The organism is Actinokineospora pegani, assembly GCF_009745975.1.
In the GTDB taxonomy this organism is placed as follows: domain Bacteria; phylum Actinomycetota; class Actinomycetes; order Mycobacteriales; family Pseudonocardiaceae; genus Actinokineospora; species Actinokineospora pegani.
The window spans coordinates 57,080-74,233 of record NZ_WHOL01000099.1; the positions used below are offsets into that span (position 1 = coordinate 57,080).

A 17,154-nucleotide genomic window follows, 5' to 3' on the forward strand; every position below is an offset into this window, starting at 1 on the left:
GGGACCGGCCACCGGTGGGCGGGGGACCGGGTGTCAGCTGGCCCTGGCGGCCGCCTCGCGGCTCGCCGCGCCGCGGGCCTGGACCTCCTGGCCGCGCTCGGTCGGCCACAGCAGGCGGTGCGCCCGCAGGGCGATCTCCAGGTCCAGCCGGGAGTCCGGGTCGGAGAGCTGGTCGCCGAACAGCTTCTCCACCTGGCGCATGCGGTAGCGGACCGTCTGGGGGTGGATCTGCAACCGCTCGGCGATCTCGGGGGCGCTGCCGCGCGTCTCGAGCCAGGCGAGCAGGGTCTCGGCGGTGCGGGCGCGCTGCTTGACCGTCAGGTCGGTCAGCGGGGCCAGGGTGCGCTTGAGCAGCTCGCGAACCAGGAACTCGTCGGCCAGCAGCCACAGCGTCGACAGGTGGTCGCGGCACCAGGTGACCGGGCCGTCGTCGATGATGCCGCGGTGGACCAGGCTCATCGCCCGGCGCGCCCAGCGCAGCGACGTGGCCGCCTCGCGCAGCGACACCATCGGGCCGATGACCGCCCGGCGCCCGCGAAGCTGCTCGCGCAGGCCGCGGAGCTGGCGCTGCGGGTCGGACATGACCAGGCACGGCATGTCGCCGTCGAAGTCGGTCAGCACGTCCTCGTGCAGGCCGGGGCCGGTCAGCTCCTCGCCGCCGCCGTCGCCCGCGGGCTCCAGGACGACCACCGCGACCTGGTCGGGCACCCGCCAGCGGGCGGTGGCCGCCAGCTTGGTGATGGTGGCCATCGAGGCGGGGGGCTCGGAGAGGATGAGCTCCACCAGCCGCCTGCGGCAGCGCTCGATCACCCCGACCGACTGCGCCTGCGCGGCGGTGTAGCCCTCGATCGACAGCGTGGAGATCTCGTCGACGTAGGCGAAGATCGCCTCCGCGGCCACGGTGAGCATCGCGGTGGGCAGCCGCTGCTGCTGGCCCCAGGCCGCCAGGTGCCGCCAGGCCACCCGGCCGCCGACCCGGTAGGCCGTCTGCAGGCAGTCCAGGCTGCGGCCCTCGCCGAACTCGACCCGGCCGAGCTGGCGGAAGACGTTGGCCCAGTTCTCGTCCGGGGCGCCGCCGATGCCGATGGTGTCCAGGATGCGCAGCACCGACTGCTCGACGCCCGCGACCATGACGGCCCCGAAGTGGCCCTCCAGCGGCTGGGCGTAGGCGGGCACCGCGCGCTGGATCTCGCGGATCATGTCCTGCGTGAGCTGCCCGACCATCGGCCGGAACCGCGCCACCAACTCCCTGGGCAGGCTCGCCCACAACGCCGTCGCACGGTCGTCCTGGACCGACACGCGACCACCTGGACCGGCCGGGGCCGGGATCGCCGAGGGGTTTCCTTTGCGCTGGTCCTTACGGATGGTCGAGGGTGCGGGTCGGCTGCCCAGTTCAATTGGCATTCTCGTCCCCTTGTCGCTCACAAAACTCCGCCGCAGCGCGCCGTCGGGCGGGCGCCATTTTGTGACGACGACCATAAGTTCGCGGGACACGGCCTGTCAAATGCAACCGTTACGTGACGCGCCGGACACTCGATTGGTCCACAGTTTCGGCGTCATTTTAATGAAAACGGTGGAAACGGTACCCCCGTCTTGTGGGTCTGTGACAAAACAAGCCCGCCCGCGTCCCCCGACCGAAGAGTAGGGTCGGTGTACGGTCACTGACGGGTGTGCTAGCCCACGATATTTTCCCACGTCAGGCCCAGTTTGGGACGCTTTCTCACTCGAACGGCCCAGTCTGTGCTCACGGTGATGGAGTGGCCGATCCCACAAAACAGCCCGGCGGAACCTGTGCGCCGCTGACAAAACAGCCCGGTGGGCAGGCAGGTTACCGACGGGTTCTTGCCGTCGGCGGGTGTGTTTCAGTAGGGTTTCACCACAGTGGCCAGGCCCGTGAGGCGGCGGTGCATTAACTGCCCGGGCCAAGGCTGAGGCCGCTTTTCTGCGCGCGTTCTTTTTTGCGATTCGAGAAGGAAGCTGACTAATGATCGGTCGTCGTGTCGTCCCCGCGCTCGCATCGGTGGCCATCGCCATCGGCGGTTTGACCGCCTGCGGTTCGGATTCTTCCCCCTCCCCTGACGGCGGTGGCGGCGGCGGGGGTGACACCACCGCGTCCTCGCCCGCCGTGGCGTGGATGGACAAGATCTGCGGCGCCACCGCGGAGAGCGGCAAGACCCTCTCCAACCTGCCCTCGTTCGACGGGAACGACCCGGCGAAGACGAAGGAGGCCCTGGTCAACTTCATGCAGCAGCTCTCGCAGCAGTTCGACGCCCAGACCGCGGCGATCGACGCCGCGGGCGTCCCGCCGGTGACCGACGGCCAGACCGCGGTGGACCAGGCCAAGGCCACCGTCGACGGCGCCAAGACCGCGCTCGACTCCAGCCTGCCCAAGCTGCAGGCGGCGCCGACCGACAACCCGGCGGTGTTCACCGCCTCGCTCGCCGAGATCGCCCCGCTGCTGGCCCCGCTGGACAACACCCAGGGCGTCTACAAGGACCTGCTCGCCAACCCCGAGCTGCGCCAGGCGTTCATCGACTCGCCCGGGTGCAAGCAGGTCGACCAGGGCGTGCTGGTCCCCTCGACGGACTCGGCCTCCGCCCCGCCCACCTCCTGAAGGCCGTAAGCTCCGCGAGCGCCGACCCAGCGCAGGAAGTCTGCCCCCGCACACCCCCTCGGAGGTGCCCGCGTGTCAGATCGTCCCGGGACCGACCGGACTCGCTCGGTGCCCGTCGCCGAGGTGTTGACCAGGGAGGGTCGTGACGACCCCGCGGTGAAGCAGCGCGCCGAGCGCCCCCGCCGCATCATGAAGACCGCGGCGGGGGCGGCGGTGTTCGTGGGGGCCATCTGGGGCCTGCACGACCAGATCACCCCCGACCGGACCGGGGTCGACAGCCGGGCGGCGGCCGCGCCGTTCACCGAGCGGGTCGACCCACCGGAGCGGGCCGAGGCCGCGCTGGCCGGACCGCGGGTCGCGACCGGCGAGTTCGTGACCACCCAGGCTCCCGAGGCCCCGCCCGCCCCCGACCCCGTCCCGCAGGCGAGCGGGGACCGCGGGGACCGGGACCGCGGGGAGCGCGAGGCACGACCCCGCCAGGAGCGCAACCGGGTCCAGGTGCCCAACCCCGCCGAGATCATCCTGGACGCGGCCCGATACTTCTGGGGCGGCTGATGGGCCGCACCCGGCCCGAACGATGAGGTCCGAGCAGCACCATGCCCCCGAGCGCCACCCCGTCCCCGAGCACCCCGCCGAGCGGGGCCCGGAGCGGCCCGAGGAGGGTCAGACCCCCGCGGGGGAGCCCGGTGGCGACCAGCAGGCGCCGCCCCCGGCCCCCGTCCCCCCGGACGTGCCCGCCGCCGACCGCGCCAGGGGGTGGGTCGTCGCGCTGGTGCTCGGCCTGCTCGGTGGCGTCGTCCGGTTCCAGAACCTCGGCTTCCCCACCGACAAGGGCACGCCGGTCTTCGACGAGAAGCACTACGTCCCGCAGGCGTGGCAGATGCTGCGCAACGGCGGTGTCGAGGACAACCCGGCCTACATGCTCACGGTGCACCCGCCGCTGGGCAAGACGCTGATCTCGCTGGGCGAGTGGGCGTTCGGCTACACCGGCTGGGGTTGGCGGTTCACCGCCGCGCTCGCCGGGACGCTGATGGTCGTCATGGCCGTGCGCGCCGCCCGCAGGCTCACCCGCTCCACGCTGATGGGCGCGGTCGCGGGACTGCTGCTCATCGCCGACGGCGTGCTGCACGTGCAGTCGCGGATGGGCATGCTCGACATCTTCCTGGCCTTCTTCGTCCTCGCCGCGTTCTGCTGCGTGCTCGTCGACCGCGACCAGGTCAGGTCCCGGCTGGCCACCGCCCGCGACGAGGGCTGGCTCGGCGCGTCGGCGTTCGGGCCGCGGCTGGGCGTGCGCTGGTGGCGGCTGGCCGCCGGGCTGCTGCTCGGACTGGCCTGCGGGGTCAAGTGGTCGGGGCTGTACTTCATCGCCGCCTTCGGGCTGCTGACCGTGCTGTTCGACGTCGCCGCGCGGCGCTCGGCCGGGGTGCGGCGGCCGTGGCTGGGCGCGCTGGGCCGCGACACCCTGCCGGGCCTGTGGGCGTTCGTCGGCATCGGCCTGCTGGCCTACGTGAGCACCTACTGGGGCTGGTTCGCCTCCGAGGCGGGCTTCGCCAGGCACCTGGTCGAGACCACCGGCTCGGACCCGGTGTCGGTGGTCAAGGGGGCGGTGGGGTCGCTGTTCGCCAACGCCGCGGACATCCTCAAGTTCCACAACGAGCTCGTCACCCCGGACAAGCCGCACCCGTGGGAGTCCAAGCCGTGGACGTGGCCGATGGGCCTGCGGCCGATGCTCTACCACTACGACGGCGGCCTCACCGGCTGCGGCGAGTCGCGGTGCGTCTCGGCGACCATGCTGGTGGGCACCCCGGCGATGTGGTGGCTGGCCTTCCCGGTGCTGCTGTTCGGCGCGTGGCGGGTCCTGCTCCGCCGGGACTGGCGCTTCGCCGCGGTGCTGGTCGGCTACCTGGCCGGGCTGCTGCCCTGGTTCGCCAACATCGACCGGCAGATGTACTTCTTCTACGCCACGCCGATGGCCGCGTTCCTGGTGCTGGCCCTGGTGCTGTGCCTGGACCGGGTGCGCCTGGCCGCCCCGGGGCGCCTCGGCCGGGTGGCCATCGGCGGCTACGTGCTGCTCGTCGTGGCGAACTTCGTCTGGCTCTGGCCGATCCTCAACGGCGACCCGATCACCGACGGCCGCTGGCAGGCCGAGCTCTGGCTGCCCTCCTGGCGCTGAACCCACCGCGAGACCACCCGCACACCGAACCGGCAGAACAGGAAGAACCATGACCGCCTACCGCACCATCGTCGTCGGCACGGACGGCTCCGAGACGTCCTTCCGCGCGGTCGACCGCGCCGCGGCCATCGCCGCGGACTGCGAGGCCAAGCTCATCGTCGTCTGCGCCTACAGCGCCCCCGAGCAGCGCAAGGTGGACTCCGCCCAGGACCGCCTCGGCTCGGACGTCGCCTACCAGGTCGTCGGCGCCAACCCCGCCGAGGACACCGTGCGCGACGCCCACGACCGCGCCGCCAAGCAGGGCGCCAAGGACGTCGAGACCGTCGTGCGCGACGGCAACCCGGTCTCGGTGCTGTCGAAGGTGGTCCACCAGCGCGAGGCCGACCTGCTCGTGGTCGGCAACCGCGGCCTGAACACCCTGGCGGGCCGCATCCTCGGCTCGGTCCCGGCCGAGGCCGCCCGCAAGTCCAGCGTGGACGTCCTCATCGTCCACACCTCGTGAGCCCGACCCCGGCGGCGGTCCCCGCCGCCGGGGGCAGGTGGCGCGTGTGTCGCCCGGCTCGCCGGTGACTCTCGGTAATCGGACGCTTGCGCGAGGTTGGGCCGGTCCGCCCGTCGAATGTCCACACAGGACGGCCGCCCGGCCCGCCCGCGGTGCGCGGCGGTGGCTCCGCACTGGCCGGATTTGACGACTGATATGTTCGATCGTGACAACATTACGCCGGGGGCGTTTCTGCTCAGGGGTGACAAACGACGGTGGGAAAGTGCTCGGCTTCCACAAAGAACACCGCACGCGGTCGACACCGAGTTTGTCTCGGCATTAACGTTCCTGACATGCCATTTCGACCTCGCGCGGTAGTCCCACCCGGGGTGTCCCCGAGACCTGCCCGCGTGTTGTCGTCCCCCCTCCTCGTCCCGGGGCGTTGACGTGCACCGCGCGCCTGCCCCGTCCTGGATCAGCGACCGCGGCCGGGTGCTCGTCACGATCGCCTCGATCGCGTTCCTGAGCTCGGCCGACAACTCCGTCGTCTCCGCGGCCGCCCCCTCGATCGCCGAGGAGATGGGCCTGGGCACCGCGGCCACGCAGGGCATCACCGTGGCCTACCTGCTGCCCTTCGCCGGGCTGCTGCTGGCCGCCGGGTCCTTCGTCGACCGCTTCGGCGAGCGCGCCATGCTGCGGCTGGGCCTGTTCGGCTTCACCGTCGGCACGATCATGGCGGGCATGGCCCACGGCTTCGAGCTGCTGCTGGCGGGCCGGGTCGTGCAGGGCCTCGCCGCCGCGGTCATCGTGCCCGCCACGCTGAGCCTGGTCCGCACCCGGCTGGCCCCCGACGACCGCCCCAAGGCCGCCGCGACCTGGACCGTCGCGCTGGCCGCCGCGCTCGCGCTCGGCCCGGCGCTGGGCGGGTTCGCCACCGCCAACGTGCACTGGAGCTGGGTGTTCTGGGGCTTCCTGCCGCCGCTGGCGTTCACCTGGCTGGTGCTGCCGCCGCCGGGGCCCAAGCGGTTCACCAAGTCCGCCGACCCGCTCTCGACGGTCCTGGCCGCGGTCTCGATGCTCGCGGTGACCGGCGCGCTGCTGATCGTGGCCGAGGCGCCCGTCTGGGCGGCGCCGGTGGCGCTGGCCGCGGCGGGCTCCGGCGTCGCCTTCGCCATGCGCGACCGCCGCTCGCGCAACCCGGTGCTGCCGCGCGAGCTCATCCGCAACCGGGTCTTCGGCGCCGCGCTGGCCATCCAGTCGCTGTGGGGCCTGGGCGTGACCGGCGTGACCGTGGTGACCCCGCTGGTGCACCAGCGCTGGCTCGGCCTGGACCCGGCCGAGGCGGCGCTGCCGCTGGTCGCGGTGGCGGGCGCGCTGGTGTGCACCGCCCCGTTCGTGCCCAAGGTGCTGGCCAGGGTCGGGCCCGCCCGCACGGTGGGCGGCGGGATGCTCGTGGTGGCGTTCGGCTTGATCCTGGTGGCCGTGGTCAACGGCTCGCCGGAGGTGCTGCCGAGACTGCCCGGCCTGCTCCTCATCGGCTTCGGGTCGGCGTTCACCGTCCCGCTGACCACCACCGCCCTCGACGTCGTCGAGGGCGGGATGGCCGGTGTCGCCTCCGGCGTGCTCAGCGCGGGCCGCGAGTTCGCCAGCGCGCTGGGCGTGGCGTTCACGACCGTGCTCATCGGCGGCGGGATCGTCCTCGGGCAGGAACTGGCCGACGGCTACACCCGGACCCTGCTCGCCGCGGCCGCGCTGCAGATCGTCGCCGCGCTGCTCGCGCCCCGACTGGTGCCTTCTTTGTCGCCCAAGCACAAGACGAAGCTGCGTTCCGCGCAACTGCCCGATAACGCCGATCACCGGAAATCCTCAGTCCGATAATCGCGTCACAGTTTATGTTGACTCACCGGTAACATCGGCCCTACGGTGGCTGGACATCCTTTTGCGTCCACCGGCGAAAAGGATTGTCGGAATTTCTCGTCCGGTGTCGACGTGGCCCCCTGGTGAGGACTGTGCAGATGAATTCCGCGATCAGGAACGGCGGCCAGCCCGCCGCGGACGACCTACCCGGTCTGCTCAGCGCGTGGGCGGTGCGCAATCCCGACGAGGTGGCGCTGAGCTACCTGGACTTCCGCAGCCACAGCGGCGGGTCGCAGTCGACGTGGACCTGGCGCGAGCTCGACGCCAGGGTCGGCGCCGTCGCGGCCTGGCTGCAGCGCCGGGTGCGCAAGGGCGCGCCGGTGGCGATCTGCATCGGGCAGACCCCGGACTACGTCATCGCCTTCCTCGGCGCGCTGCGCGCGGGCGCCGCCGCCGTGCCGCTGTTCACCCCCGACATGCCCGGCCACGCCGAGCGGCTGGCCGCGGTGCTGGGCGACTGCGCCTCCTCGACCGTGCTGACCACACAGGACTCCGCGCCGTCGGTCACCGCGTTCATCGAGACCCACCGGCTGCCGGTCGCCCAGGTCATCTCCGTCGACACGCTGCCCAGCGCGATCGCGGCGCACTTCGAGCCGGTGCCGCTGGCGCAGAACGACCTGGCCTACCTGCAGTACACCTCCGGGTCCACCGGCGACCCGCGCGGCGTGATGATCACCCACGGCAACGTCGTCGCCAACGCCCGCCAGGCCAACCGCGCCTACGGCGTGCGCAGCGACTCGGTGACGGTGAGCTGGCTGCCGCTGTTCCACGACATGGGGCTGGTCCTGTCCGTGGCCGCCCCGCTGGTCGCGGGTGTGCGCACCGTGCTGATGGACCCGCTGGCGTTCGTCGAGCGCCCCGAGCGGTGGCTGCGCGCGCTCTCGGTCAACCCCAGCGCGATCAGCGCCGCGCCCAGCTTCGCCTACGCCTACGCCGCCTCCCGCGTCTCGGACTGGGAGAAGTCCCGGCTGCGCCTGGACACCGTCACCGCGCTCATCGACGGCAGCGAGCCGGTGCAGGCCGGGGTGATCGAGCGCTTCCGCGCCGCCTTCGGCCCCTGCGGGCTCAAACCCGAGGTGCACCGCCCGTCCTACGGCCTGGCCGAGGCCACCGTGTTCGTCTCCACCTCGCGCCCGGGCAAGGGCCCGGTGGACCGCTGCTTCGACCGGATCGCGCTGGCCGAGGGCCGCGCCGTGCAGGTCTCCGCCGACGCCGACGACGTGGTGCGGCTGGTGTCCTGCGGGCAGCCCATCGAGCAGGGCGTGCTCGTCGTCAACCCCAAGACCCGGGTCCCGCGCCCGGACGGCCACGTCGGCGAGGTGTGGGTGGCGGGCCCGAACGTGGGCACCGGCTACTGGAACCGGCCGGAGGAGAGCGGGCGCGTCTTCCGCAACTCGGTGGCGGGCGCCGCCGCGGCGGACGGGCCGTGGCTGGCCACCGGCGACCTCGGCGTGCTCTTCGACGGCGAGCTCTACATCACCGGCCGGATCAAGGACCTCATCGTCGTCGACGGCCGCAACCACTACCCGCACGACGTCGAGCGCACCGTCGAGGCCGCGCACGAGGCGATCCGGCCGCGCAACGTCGTCGTGTTCGCCGTGTCCGGCGCCGACGGCGAGCGCGCCGTGGCGCTGGCCGAGCACGCCAAGTCCGTGTCCGCCGCCGACCTCGACCGCCCCGAGGTCGAGACCAAGGTGCGCGCCGCGGTCGCCGAGCGGCACGGCCTGACCCTGCGCGAGGTGCGGATCGTCGCCCCCGACAGCCTGCCCCGCACCTCCAGCGGCAAGCTGTCCCGGATCGCCTGCCGGGAGCGCTACACGGCCGACTCGCTCGCCGAGACCGGTCCGACATGACCGCACCGGGCGGACCGGTCGACCTGCTGGACTGGCTGGTCGACCGGGTGGCCGAGATCGCCGCGGTCCCCCGCGGCGCGGTCGACCCGCGCCGCCCGCTGCTCGAGTACGGCCTGTCCTCGCGCGACCTGGTCGGCCTGGTCGGCGACCTCGGCAAGCGCACCGGCCGCTCGCTGCCGCCCACCTTCGGCTACCGCCACCCCACGATCGCCGCGCTCGCCGCCGCGGTCACCGGGTCGACCCCCGCCGCGGCGGCCCCCGGACAGGCCGCGGCACCCGGCGTCCACCCGCACGAGGGCCCCGGCGAGCCCATCGCCGTGATCGGCGTGGGCTGCCGCCTGCCCGGCGGCATCGACTCCCCGGCGGCGTTCTGGGACCTGCTCGACCGCGGCGGCGAGGCCATCCGCCCGCGCCCGGCCGACCGGTGGGCCGCCGCGCCGCACGTGCTGCACGCGCTGCCGCGCACCGGCGGCTTCCTCGACGACGTCGCCGGGTTCGACGCGGAGTTCTTCGGCATCACCCCGCGCGAGGCCGACGTCATGGACCCGCAGCAGCGGCTGACCCTGGAGGTCGCCTGGGCGGCGCTCGAGCACGCGGGCATCCCGCCCGCGGCGCTGCGCGGCACCCGCACGGGTGTCTACATGGGAGTGTCGGCTTCGGAGTACGGGCTGTTCACCCTGGCCGACGCCGGGGCCGTCGAGCCGTGGTCGGGCACCGGCGCGGCCGCGAGCGCGGTGGCCAACCGGCTGTCCTACGCCCTGGACCTGCGCGGGCCGTCGATGGTGGTCGACACCGCCTGCTCGTCGTCGCTGGTCGCGGTGCACCACGCGGTCGGCGCGTTGCGCCGGGGCGAGGCCGACCTGGCCATCGTCGGCGGGGTCAACGTCATGCTCACCGCCGCGGTCACCGGCACCTTCGCCCGCTCCGGCGTGCTCGCCGCGGACGGCCGGTGCAAGGCCTTCGACGCCGCCGCCGACGGCATCGGCCGGGGGGAGGGCTGCGGGGTGGTGGTGCTGCGCCGCCTCGCCGACGCCCGCGCCCGCGGCGACCGGGTGCTGGCCGTGGTGCGCGGCAGCGCCACCAACTCCGACGGCCGCTCCAACGGCATCATGGCCCCCAACCCGGACGCGCAGACCGCGCTGCTCGCGGGCGTCTACCCGGCCGCCGAGGTCGATCCGACCACAGTGGACTACGTCGAGGCGCACGGCACCGGGACCCCGCTCGGCGACCCGATCGAGGCGGGCGCGCTGGGCGCGGTGCTCGGCGCGGGCCGCGGCGCCGGGCGGCCGCTGCTGGTCGGCTCGGTGAAGACCAACCTGGGCCACCTCGAGGGCGCGGCGGGCATCGTCGGCATGATCAAGGTCGTGCTCTCCCTGGCGCACGGCCGAATCCCGCCGAGCCTGCACTACCACGCGCCCAACCCGCTGATCGACTTCGCGGGCCTCGGCCTGCGCGTGGCCGCCGAGCCCACGCCGTGGCCGCGCTACTCCGGCTACGCCTGCGCGGGCGTGTCCGCCTTCGGGTTCGGCGGCAGCAACGCCCACGTCGTGCTGGAGGAGTGGCCGCCCGCGCCGGAGCAGGCGCCCGGCCCCGACCGGCCCGAGGTCTTCGCGCTGTCCGCGCACACCGCCGACACGCTGCGCGACCGCGCCGCCGACCTGGTCGACTGGCTGGAGTCCACCGAGGGCGCCAGGGCCGCCACCGCCGACCTCGCCGCCACCCTCGCCGCCCGCCGCGACCACCTGCCGGTGCGCGCCGCCGTCGTGGCCGCCGACCGCGCGGAACTGGCCGCCGCGCTGCGCGCCGTGGCCGCCGGGGCGTCCGCGGCGGGCGCGGTGCTGGGCCGCGCCCCGCGCACCGGCCCGCCCGCCGGGCCGGTGTTCGTCTTCTCCGGGTTCGGGTCGCACTGGCCGGGCATGGGCGGCGAGCTGCTCGACGCCGAACCCGCCTTCGCCGCCGAGGTCGACCGGCTGGAGCCGCTGTTCGCCGCCGGGGCGGGCTTCTCGCTGCGCGCCGCCCTGTCCGACACCGCGCCCGCCCCGTTCGCCACCGCCGCGTGCGCCCAGTACGGGATGCAGTTGGCGCTGGCCGGGCTGTGGCGCGCGCACGGCGTGCACCCCGCCGCCGTGCTCGGGCACTCCGTCGGCGAGGTCGCCGCCGCGGTGGTCGCGGGCGTGCTCGACGACGCCCAGGGCCTGCGCGTCGTGCTGGCCCGCACCGCGCTGCTGGCCGACCTCGACGCCAGGGGCGCGGGCGCCATGGCGGCGGTGGGGCTGTCCGACGAGGAGTTCGCCGAGCTGGCCGCCGACCACCCCGGCGTCGGCGTCGCCGTGCACGCCGCGCCCCGGCTGCTCACCGTCAGCGGACCGGCCCCCGAGGTGGCCAGCCTGGTGTCGCGGGTGGACGCGGGCGGCGGCTTCGCCAAACCGCTGCGGCTGGGCGCCGCGGGCCACTCCGCCTCGGTCGAGCCCTACCTGCCCGGTCTGCTCGCCGCCCTCGACGGCCTGGCGCCCAACCCGCCCGAGGTCCGGTTCTACTCCAGCGTGGGCCCCGACCCGGCCAGGGTGGGCGACGCCGACTACTGGGCGGCCAACGTGCGCGCCCCCGTCCGGTTCACCCAGGCCGTCGCCGCCGCGCTCGCCGAGGGGCACACCCGGTTCGTCGAGGTCGCCGCGCACCCGGTCGCGCTCACCGCCATCGAGCAGACCGCCGCCGCCCGCCCGCTCGTGGAACCGGTCGTCGTCGTCCCGACCCTGCGCCGGGGCGCGGCGCTCGCCGAGTGGCTGCGCGCCCAGGCCACCCTGCACGTGCACGGCGACTCCGCCGCGCTGGCCCACCGCTACCCGCCCGGCCCGGTCCTCGACCTGCCCGGCCCGGCCTGGCGGCACCGCAGGCACTGGGCCCCGGCCCGGGTCCCCGACGACCCCACGCACCCGCTGCTGGGCGCGCACGTGGAACTGCCAGACGACGGCAGGCACCTGTGGCAGGCCGCGCTGCGCGCCGAGCGGCTGCCCTGGCTGCCCGAGCAGGCCTCCGGCGACCCGGTCGTGCTGCCGGGCTCGGCGCTGCTCGAACTGGCCCTCGCCGCCGGACGCGCCGTGCTCGGCCCGCGCGTGCTCGTCACCGACCTCGCCCTCGGCGAGGACCTGGCCCCGGGCCCGCGGACCACCCTCACCACCGAGCTGACCACCTCCGGCGCGCTGATCGTGCGCTCCCGCGCCGCGGACGGCGGCTGGGTCACCCACGCCACCGCCACCCTGTCCCGCGACGAGAGCTCCGAGACCGCCGTGCCCGGGCGCACCCTGCCCGAGGGCAGGCCGGTCGACCCCGGCTCCCCGGCCCCGCGCGGCCTCACCGACGTGCGCGCCACCCCCGGCGCCGCGCTGGGCCGGGTCCGGCTGCCGACCGAGGCGGGCGGGGTGGGCCGGTTCGCCCTGCACCCCGCGCTCGCCGAGGCCTGTCTGCGGGTGCTGCCCGCCGCCGCGGCGGGCCTGCCCGGGGTGCGCGGCGAGCACGTGCCCACCCGCTTCGGCCGGGTCCGGGTCATCGGCGACCCCGCCCTGGGCACGCACTGCGCCGCCACCGTCGCCACCGCCGGGCCGGGCGCGCTGCTCGGCCAGGTCGAGCTGCTGGCCGCCGACAACACCGTCCTGGTCGAGTTCGCGGACGTCCGCGCCACCGCGCTGGAGCGCACCACCGGCCCCGAGGCCGCCGTCGAGCGCCGCTGGGACCCGGCCCCGCTGCCCGCCCCCGCCCCGTCCGGCACGGGCGCGACCTGGGTCCTCGTCGACGACGCCGCCACCCCCGGCCTGCCCGGGTTGTCCGCCGCGCTCGACGGCGACCACGTCGTCCGCGCGTCCGAGCCGCCCCCCGACCTGCCCGCCGCGGGCGTGGTCGTCGTCGCCGGGCCCACCGAGCTCTACCGCGACCCCGACCGCGCCGAAGCCCTCGTCCGCACGGTCGCCCGCACCGCCGCGCTGTTGTCCACCCGCCCCGACCCGCCCCGGCTGTGGGTGGCCACCACCGGCGGGGCCACCGTCCCCGGCGCCGACCCGGGCGAGCCGGGGCTGGCCTGCCTGCGCGGGCTGGTGCGGGTGCTGGCCTTCGAGCACCCGGGTGTGCGCGCGACGCTCGTCGACGCCGACTCGGCCGCCGCGGTGGTCGCCGAGCTGCGCGCGGACCGCGACGACGACGAGGTCGCCTGGCGCGGCGACCGGCGGCTGCGGGCCCGGCTCACCACCACCGCCGTGCCCACCGACCACGGCGCGCCCCCGGTGGTGCGCCCCGGCGCCTACGTCGTCACCGGCGGCCTCGGCGACCTGGGCCGCCGGGTCACGCGCTGGCTGGCCGAGCGCGGCGCGACCCGCGTGGTGCTCGCGGGCCGGGCGCGCCGCCCGGAGGCCGAGCAGGCCATCGCCGCCGCCCGCGACCTGGGCGCCGAGGTGGACGTGGTGCTCGGCGACATCGCCGAGCCCGGCTTCGCCGCCACCCTGCTCGAGCACGCCCAGCGCGACGGCGTGGCGCTGCGCGGGGTCGTGCACGCCGCCGGGGTGCACGCCGACCACCCCGCCGCCGAGCTGACCGCCGCCGACCTCGCCGGGGTGTGGCGGCCCAAGGTCCTCGGCGGCCTGCGCCTGCACCAGGCCACCGAACGGCTGCCGCTGGACTGGTTCGTGGTCTTCGGGTCCCTGTCCGGGATGGTCGGCGCGCCCGGCCAGGCCGCCCAGGCCACCGCCTGCGCCTGGCTCGACGCGCTCGTCGAGGTCCGCCGCGCCACCGGCCTGCCCGCCATCGCCCTGGACTGGGGCGCCTGGGCCCGCGACGACGGCTCCCGCTCCGACCGGCCCAACGCCGCCTTCGCCGAGGTCACCCCGGAGCACGGGATGGCCGCGCTGGCGGGCGCGCTGGCCACCGACCGCTCCGGCCTCGGCATCGCCCGGCTCGACGTGCCCAGGGCGCTGGCCCTGTTCCCCGCGCTGGCCGCCCGCCCGTACCTGTCGGCGCTGACCGCGCGGGTCGCGCCCGCCCCGCTGCCCGCCGCCGACCTGGCCGCCCGCCCGGACCCGCGCGCCGCCCTCGTCGAGCACCTGGCCACCGGGCTGTCCCGGCTCACCGGCGTCGACGCGGCCTCGGTCGACGCCGCCGCCCCGCTGACCTCGCTGGGCGTGGACTCGCTGCTGGCCATGCGGCTGCGCGCCGCGGTGCGGCAGGACTTCGACGTGCTGCTGCCGGTGTCGCTGGTGCTGCGCGGGGCCAGCCTGCGCGAGCTGGCCGACCACCTCGCCGACGAGCTGGGCATGCCCGGGGTGGGGGTGGTGGCCGTGCGCGGTGTCGCCCCGCGCGACCCGACCGAGCGCTGGCTGGCCGTGGTGTGGACCGACGCGCTGGGCAGCGCCCCGGCGGGGGTGCACAGCGGCTTCTACGACCTCGGCGGCGACGCGGCCGCCGCGGCCAGGGTGCACGCGGCGCTGTCGGCGCGGCTGGCGGGCGTGCCGCCGGTGGACTCGCTGTTCGCCCGGCCCACCATCGCCGCCCAGGCCGACCTGGTGCGCGCGGAGCTGGAGGGCGGCGCGCCGGGCGCGCGGCCGGGCCCGGTGACGGTGCTGCGCGCGGGCGGGGCCAAGCCGCCGCTGGCGCTGTTCCACCCGGCGGGCGGGCCGACCACCGTCTACCAGCCGCTGGTGGCCGAGCTGCCCACCGGCTACCCGGTGCTGGGCCTGGAGCGGCTGGCCGACGAGCAGACCGTCGAGGACAAGGCACGCCGCTACGCCGACCTGCTGCGCGAGCACCAGCCGCGCGGCCCCTACCGGCTCGGCGGCTGGTCCTTCGGCGGGTTCCTGGCCTACGAGGTCGCCAGGGTCCTCGCCGAGCGCGGCGAGCGGGTCGACCAGCTCTTCCTGCTGGACCCGATCCTGCCGCTGCGCGCCGCCGACCCGGCCCGGTCGGCGCTCGCCCGCTTCGCCCGCTTCGCCGAGCACATCGAGCGCACCTACGGCGTCCGGCTCGACCTGCGGGCCGAGGTCATGTCCACAATGGATGAGCAGGCGCAGGTCCGGTTCGTGATGCAGCGGCTGGCCCAGGTCCCCGGCCTCGGCGCGGACGCGCTGCGCCACCAGCACACGTCCTTCGTGGACGCCACGGTGGGGGAGCGCTGGCGGCCCCGGCCGTACGCGGGCCGGGTCACGCTGCTGCGCGCCCGCGAGCCCAACCCGCTGATCAGCGCGCTGGACCCGCGCTACGACCGCGCCGACGACGCCCTGGGCTGGGACGCGCTGTGCCCCGACCTGACCGTGGTGCCGGTGCCCGGCGACCACCTGAGCATGATCGACCCGCCGCGGGTGCGGGTCGTGGCCCGGCACCTGGCCCGCGCCATGGAGGCGCCCGTGCGCGTGTAGCCGCCCACGTGCGGTTCTGTTGCCGGATGGTGATTGCTGAATCCTTTTCAGAACACCGCGCAAAGCTGTCGGGCGCGCATTCGGCGGACCGGTCGGAATTGCGCGGCGGTGGACAATTCTGCAACCTGCACGGCGGTTCGGCGGCGCGAAACGCCGTCACGGCGCACAACCCGCCACCTGTGGACGATTGACAGTGCAGTGACCCCTCTTTAGTGTTCGACGAGCATCAATTGACGGACACGAGGCGTGCGGGAGTGTCGATATCACGCGGGTGGAGGGCGAGATGGCGGTGACGCAGCGCGGCGGACCGGGCCCAGGCGAGTCGGGGAGCCCCCAGCACGGCGTCACTGCGGTCCCGATCTGGGCGTCGCTGGTCCCCGAACTGGCCGAGCGGGTCAAGCCCCTGGCGGGCACGTTGGTCAAGGACGCCATCGAGGCGATCCAGGAGGCCGTCCCGGCCTACCGGCAGCCGATGGAGGGCAAGTTCCGCGAGGTGCTCGTCGGCAGCGTGCAGGCCGCGATCATGCAGTGCTTCGAGTTCATCGTCGACCCGCGCGCCAACCGCGACGACTGGCTGGCCGCCTTCCGCTACGCGGGCCGGATGGAGTTCCTCGAGGGCCGCACCATGGACTCGCTGCAGACCGCGGTGCGCGTCGGCGCCCGCGCGGTCTGGCGCCACGTCAGCATCGCGGGCCAGGAGCTGGGCATCCCGGCCGACACCCTGCTCACCGTCGCCGAGGCGATCTTCGCCTACGTCGACGACCTGTGCGTCGTCGCCGTCGCGGGCTACACCGAGGCCCAGGCGCAGGCGACCGGCTCCTACGAGCGCCGCCGCAGGCAGCTCATGAAGCTGGTCCTGTCCGACCCGCCCGCCCCGCAGCAGTCCCTGGTGGACCTGGCCGCCGCCGCCGACTGGCAGCTCCCGGAGGAGCTGGCCGTCGTCGTCCTGGAGTACCGCTCCGACCAGCACCACCTGCCGGTGCCCTCGCTGGGCCGCGACGTGCTGATCGACCTGGAGAGCGGCGACCCCTGCCTGATCCTGCCGGACCCGGGCACCCAGCTCCCCGCGCTGGAGTCCCAGCTCAACGGCCGCCGCGCCGCGGTCGGCCCCACCGTCGCGCTGGCCGACGCGCACCGCTCCCAGCGGCTGGCCCGGCAAGCCATGTCCCTGGTCAACCGGGGCGTGCTGCCCGAGGTCCAGATCACCTGGTGCGCCAGGAACCTCTCGACGCTGCTGATGTTCGCCGACGAGTCGCTCGTCTCGCACGTCGCCCAGCCGATCCGGGCCGCCTTCGCCGACCTGACCGACAAGCAGCGCGATCGCGTGGCCTCCACCCTGCGGACCTGGCTGCACACCCGGGGCGACATCAACGAGACCGCCTCGCGCCTCGCGGTGCACCCGCAGACGGTCCGCTACCGCATGAACCAGATCGAGGAGCTGCTGGGCGACCGGCTCAACGACCCCGAGCAGCGCTTCCTCATGGAGATCACCATGCACGCCTGGAACAACGCCGACGAGGCCTCCGCGAGCTGAAGCGGCCCGGGGCGCGCGGCCGGGCCCGCCCGGCTCACCGCCGCGCCGAAACCCGGCGAAGGGCACATCGGGCGGCCACCCGCGGGACCGCTTCGCCCCACCTGCCCGCTCCAGCGGCGCGGTCGCCGGGCGTCGCGGCGGGAGCGGGCGTGCCCCGGTCCGGGCTGTGGCAGGCTGGCCACCGGGA

Annotated in this window: 10 protein-coding genes; 9 read left to right on the top strand and 1 reads right to left on the bottom strand. The window is 75.1% G+C overall.

Annotated elements, in window-relative coordinates; all coding sequences use genetic code 11:
• Positions 1-33: 33 nt before the first annotated feature.
• Positions 34-1,299 carry a helix-turn-helix domain-containing protein gene (locus tag GCL84_RS18820; RefSeq protein ID WP_235926419.1) on the bottom strand — a complete coding sequence of 422 codons (1,266 nt, stop codon included), beginning with the start codon at positions 1,297-1,299 and terminating at the stop codon, positions 34-36.
• Between the two features lie 685 nt (positions 1,300-1,984).
• On the opposite strand from GCL84_RS18820, the gene GCL84_RS18825 reads away from it, so the two are divergent.
• The 9 genes from GCL84_RS18825 to GCL84_RS18865 all read left to right on the top strand — a co-directional run bounded on the left by GCL84_RS18825 (position 1,985) and on the right by GCL84_RS18865 (position 16,967).
• The gene (locus GCL84_RS18825) at positions 1,985-2,614 is read left to right on the top strand and encodes a hypothetical protein (protein WP_156756824.1); all 630 of its coding nucleotides are present in this window, start codon (positions 1,985-1,987) and stop codon (positions 2,612-2,614) included.
• Positions 2,615-2,686: 72 nt separating this feature from the next.
• Positions 2,687-3,169 (top strand): hypothetical protein, encoded by a 483-nt coding sequence (locus GCL84_RS18830; protein WP_156756825.1) that lies wholly within the window; start codon positions 2,687-2,689, stop codon positions 3,167-3,169.
• 22 nt (positions 3,170-3,191) lie between these two features.
• Positions 3,192-4,787: a dolichyl-phosphate-mannose--protein mannosyltransferase gene (locus tag GCL84_RS18835; protein ID WP_156756826.1), complete on the top strand. Its 1,596-nt coding sequence runs from the start codon at positions 3,192-3,194 to the stop codon at positions 4,785-4,787.
• A 49-nt stretch (positions 4,788-4,836) separates the two neighbouring features.
• The gene (locus GCL84_RS18840) at positions 4,837-5,289 is read left to right on the top strand and encodes a universal stress protein (RefSeq protein WP_156756827.1); all 453 of its coding nucleotides are present in this window, start codon (positions 4,837-4,839) and stop codon (positions 5,287-5,289) included.
• A 426-nt stretch (positions 5,290-5,715) separates the two neighbouring features.
• Entirely contained in the window at positions 5,716-7,146 is a 1,431-nt protein-coding gene (locus GCL84_RS18845) for an MFS transporter (protein WP_235926422.1), read from the top strand.
• A 137-nt stretch (positions 7,147-7,283) separates the two neighbouring features.
• Positions 7,284-9,038 carry a fatty acyl-AMP ligase gene (locus GCL84_RS18850; protein WP_156756828.1) on the top strand — a complete coding sequence of 585 codons (1,755 nt, stop codon included), beginning with the start codon at positions 7,284-7,286 and terminating at the stop codon, positions 9,036-9,038.
• On the top strand, positions 9,035-15,433 hold the full coding sequence (locus GCL84_RS18855) for a type I polyketide synthase (protein WP_156756829.1): 6,399 nt from the start codon (positions 9,035-9,037) through the stop codon (positions 15,431-15,433). The genes GCL84_RS18850 and GCL84_RS18855 overlap by 4 nt, the downstream gene beginning before the upstream one ends.
• Positions 15,434-15,459: 26 nt before the next feature.
• Positions 15,460-15,624: a hypothetical protein gene (locus tag GCL84_RS18860; protein ID WP_156756830.1), complete on the top strand. Its 165-nt coding sequence runs from the start codon at positions 15,460-15,462 to the stop codon at positions 15,622-15,624.
• 92 nt (positions 15,625-15,716) lie between these two features.
• Positions 15,717-16,967, top strand: coding sequence for a PucR family transcriptional regulator (locus GCL84_RS18865; RefSeq protein WP_156756831.1), 1,251 nt, complete (start codon positions 15,717-15,719; stop codon positions 16,965-16,967).
• Positions 16,968-17,154: the final 187 nt, after the last annotated feature.

What these genes read in the sequence shown, in the direction of transcription:
- GCL84_RS18840 (WP_156756827.1), top strand. Translation starts at nt 4,837, where the DNA reads ATGACCGCCTACCGCACCATCGTCGTCGGCACGGACGGCTCCGAGACG.
- GCL84_RS18825 (WP_156756824.1), top strand. Translation starts at nt 1,985, where the DNA reads ATGATCGGTCGTCGTGTCGTCCCCGCGCTCGCATCGGTGGCCATCGCC.
- GCL84_RS18850 (WP_156756828.1), top strand. Translation starts at nt 7,284, where the DNA reads ATGAATTCCGCGATCAGGAACGGCGGCCAGCCCGCCGCGGACGACCTA.
- GCL84_RS18865 (WP_156756831.1), top strand. Translation starts at nt 15,717, where the DNA reads ATGGCGGTGACGCAGCGCGGCGGACCGGGCCCAGGCGAGTCGGGGAGC.
- GCL84_RS18835 (WP_156756826.1), top strand. Translation starts at nt 3,192, where the DNA reads ATGAGGTCCGAGCAGCACCATGCCCCCGAGCGCCACCCCGTCCCCGAG.
- GCL84_RS18855 (WP_156756829.1), top strand. Translation starts at nt 9,035, where the DNA reads ATGACCGCACCGGGCGGACCGGTCGACCTGCTGGACTGGCTGGTCGAC.
- GCL84_RS18860 (WP_156756830.1), top strand. Translation starts at nt 15,460, where the DNA reads ATGGTGATTGCTGAATCCTTTTCAGAACACCGCGCAAAGCTGTCGGGC.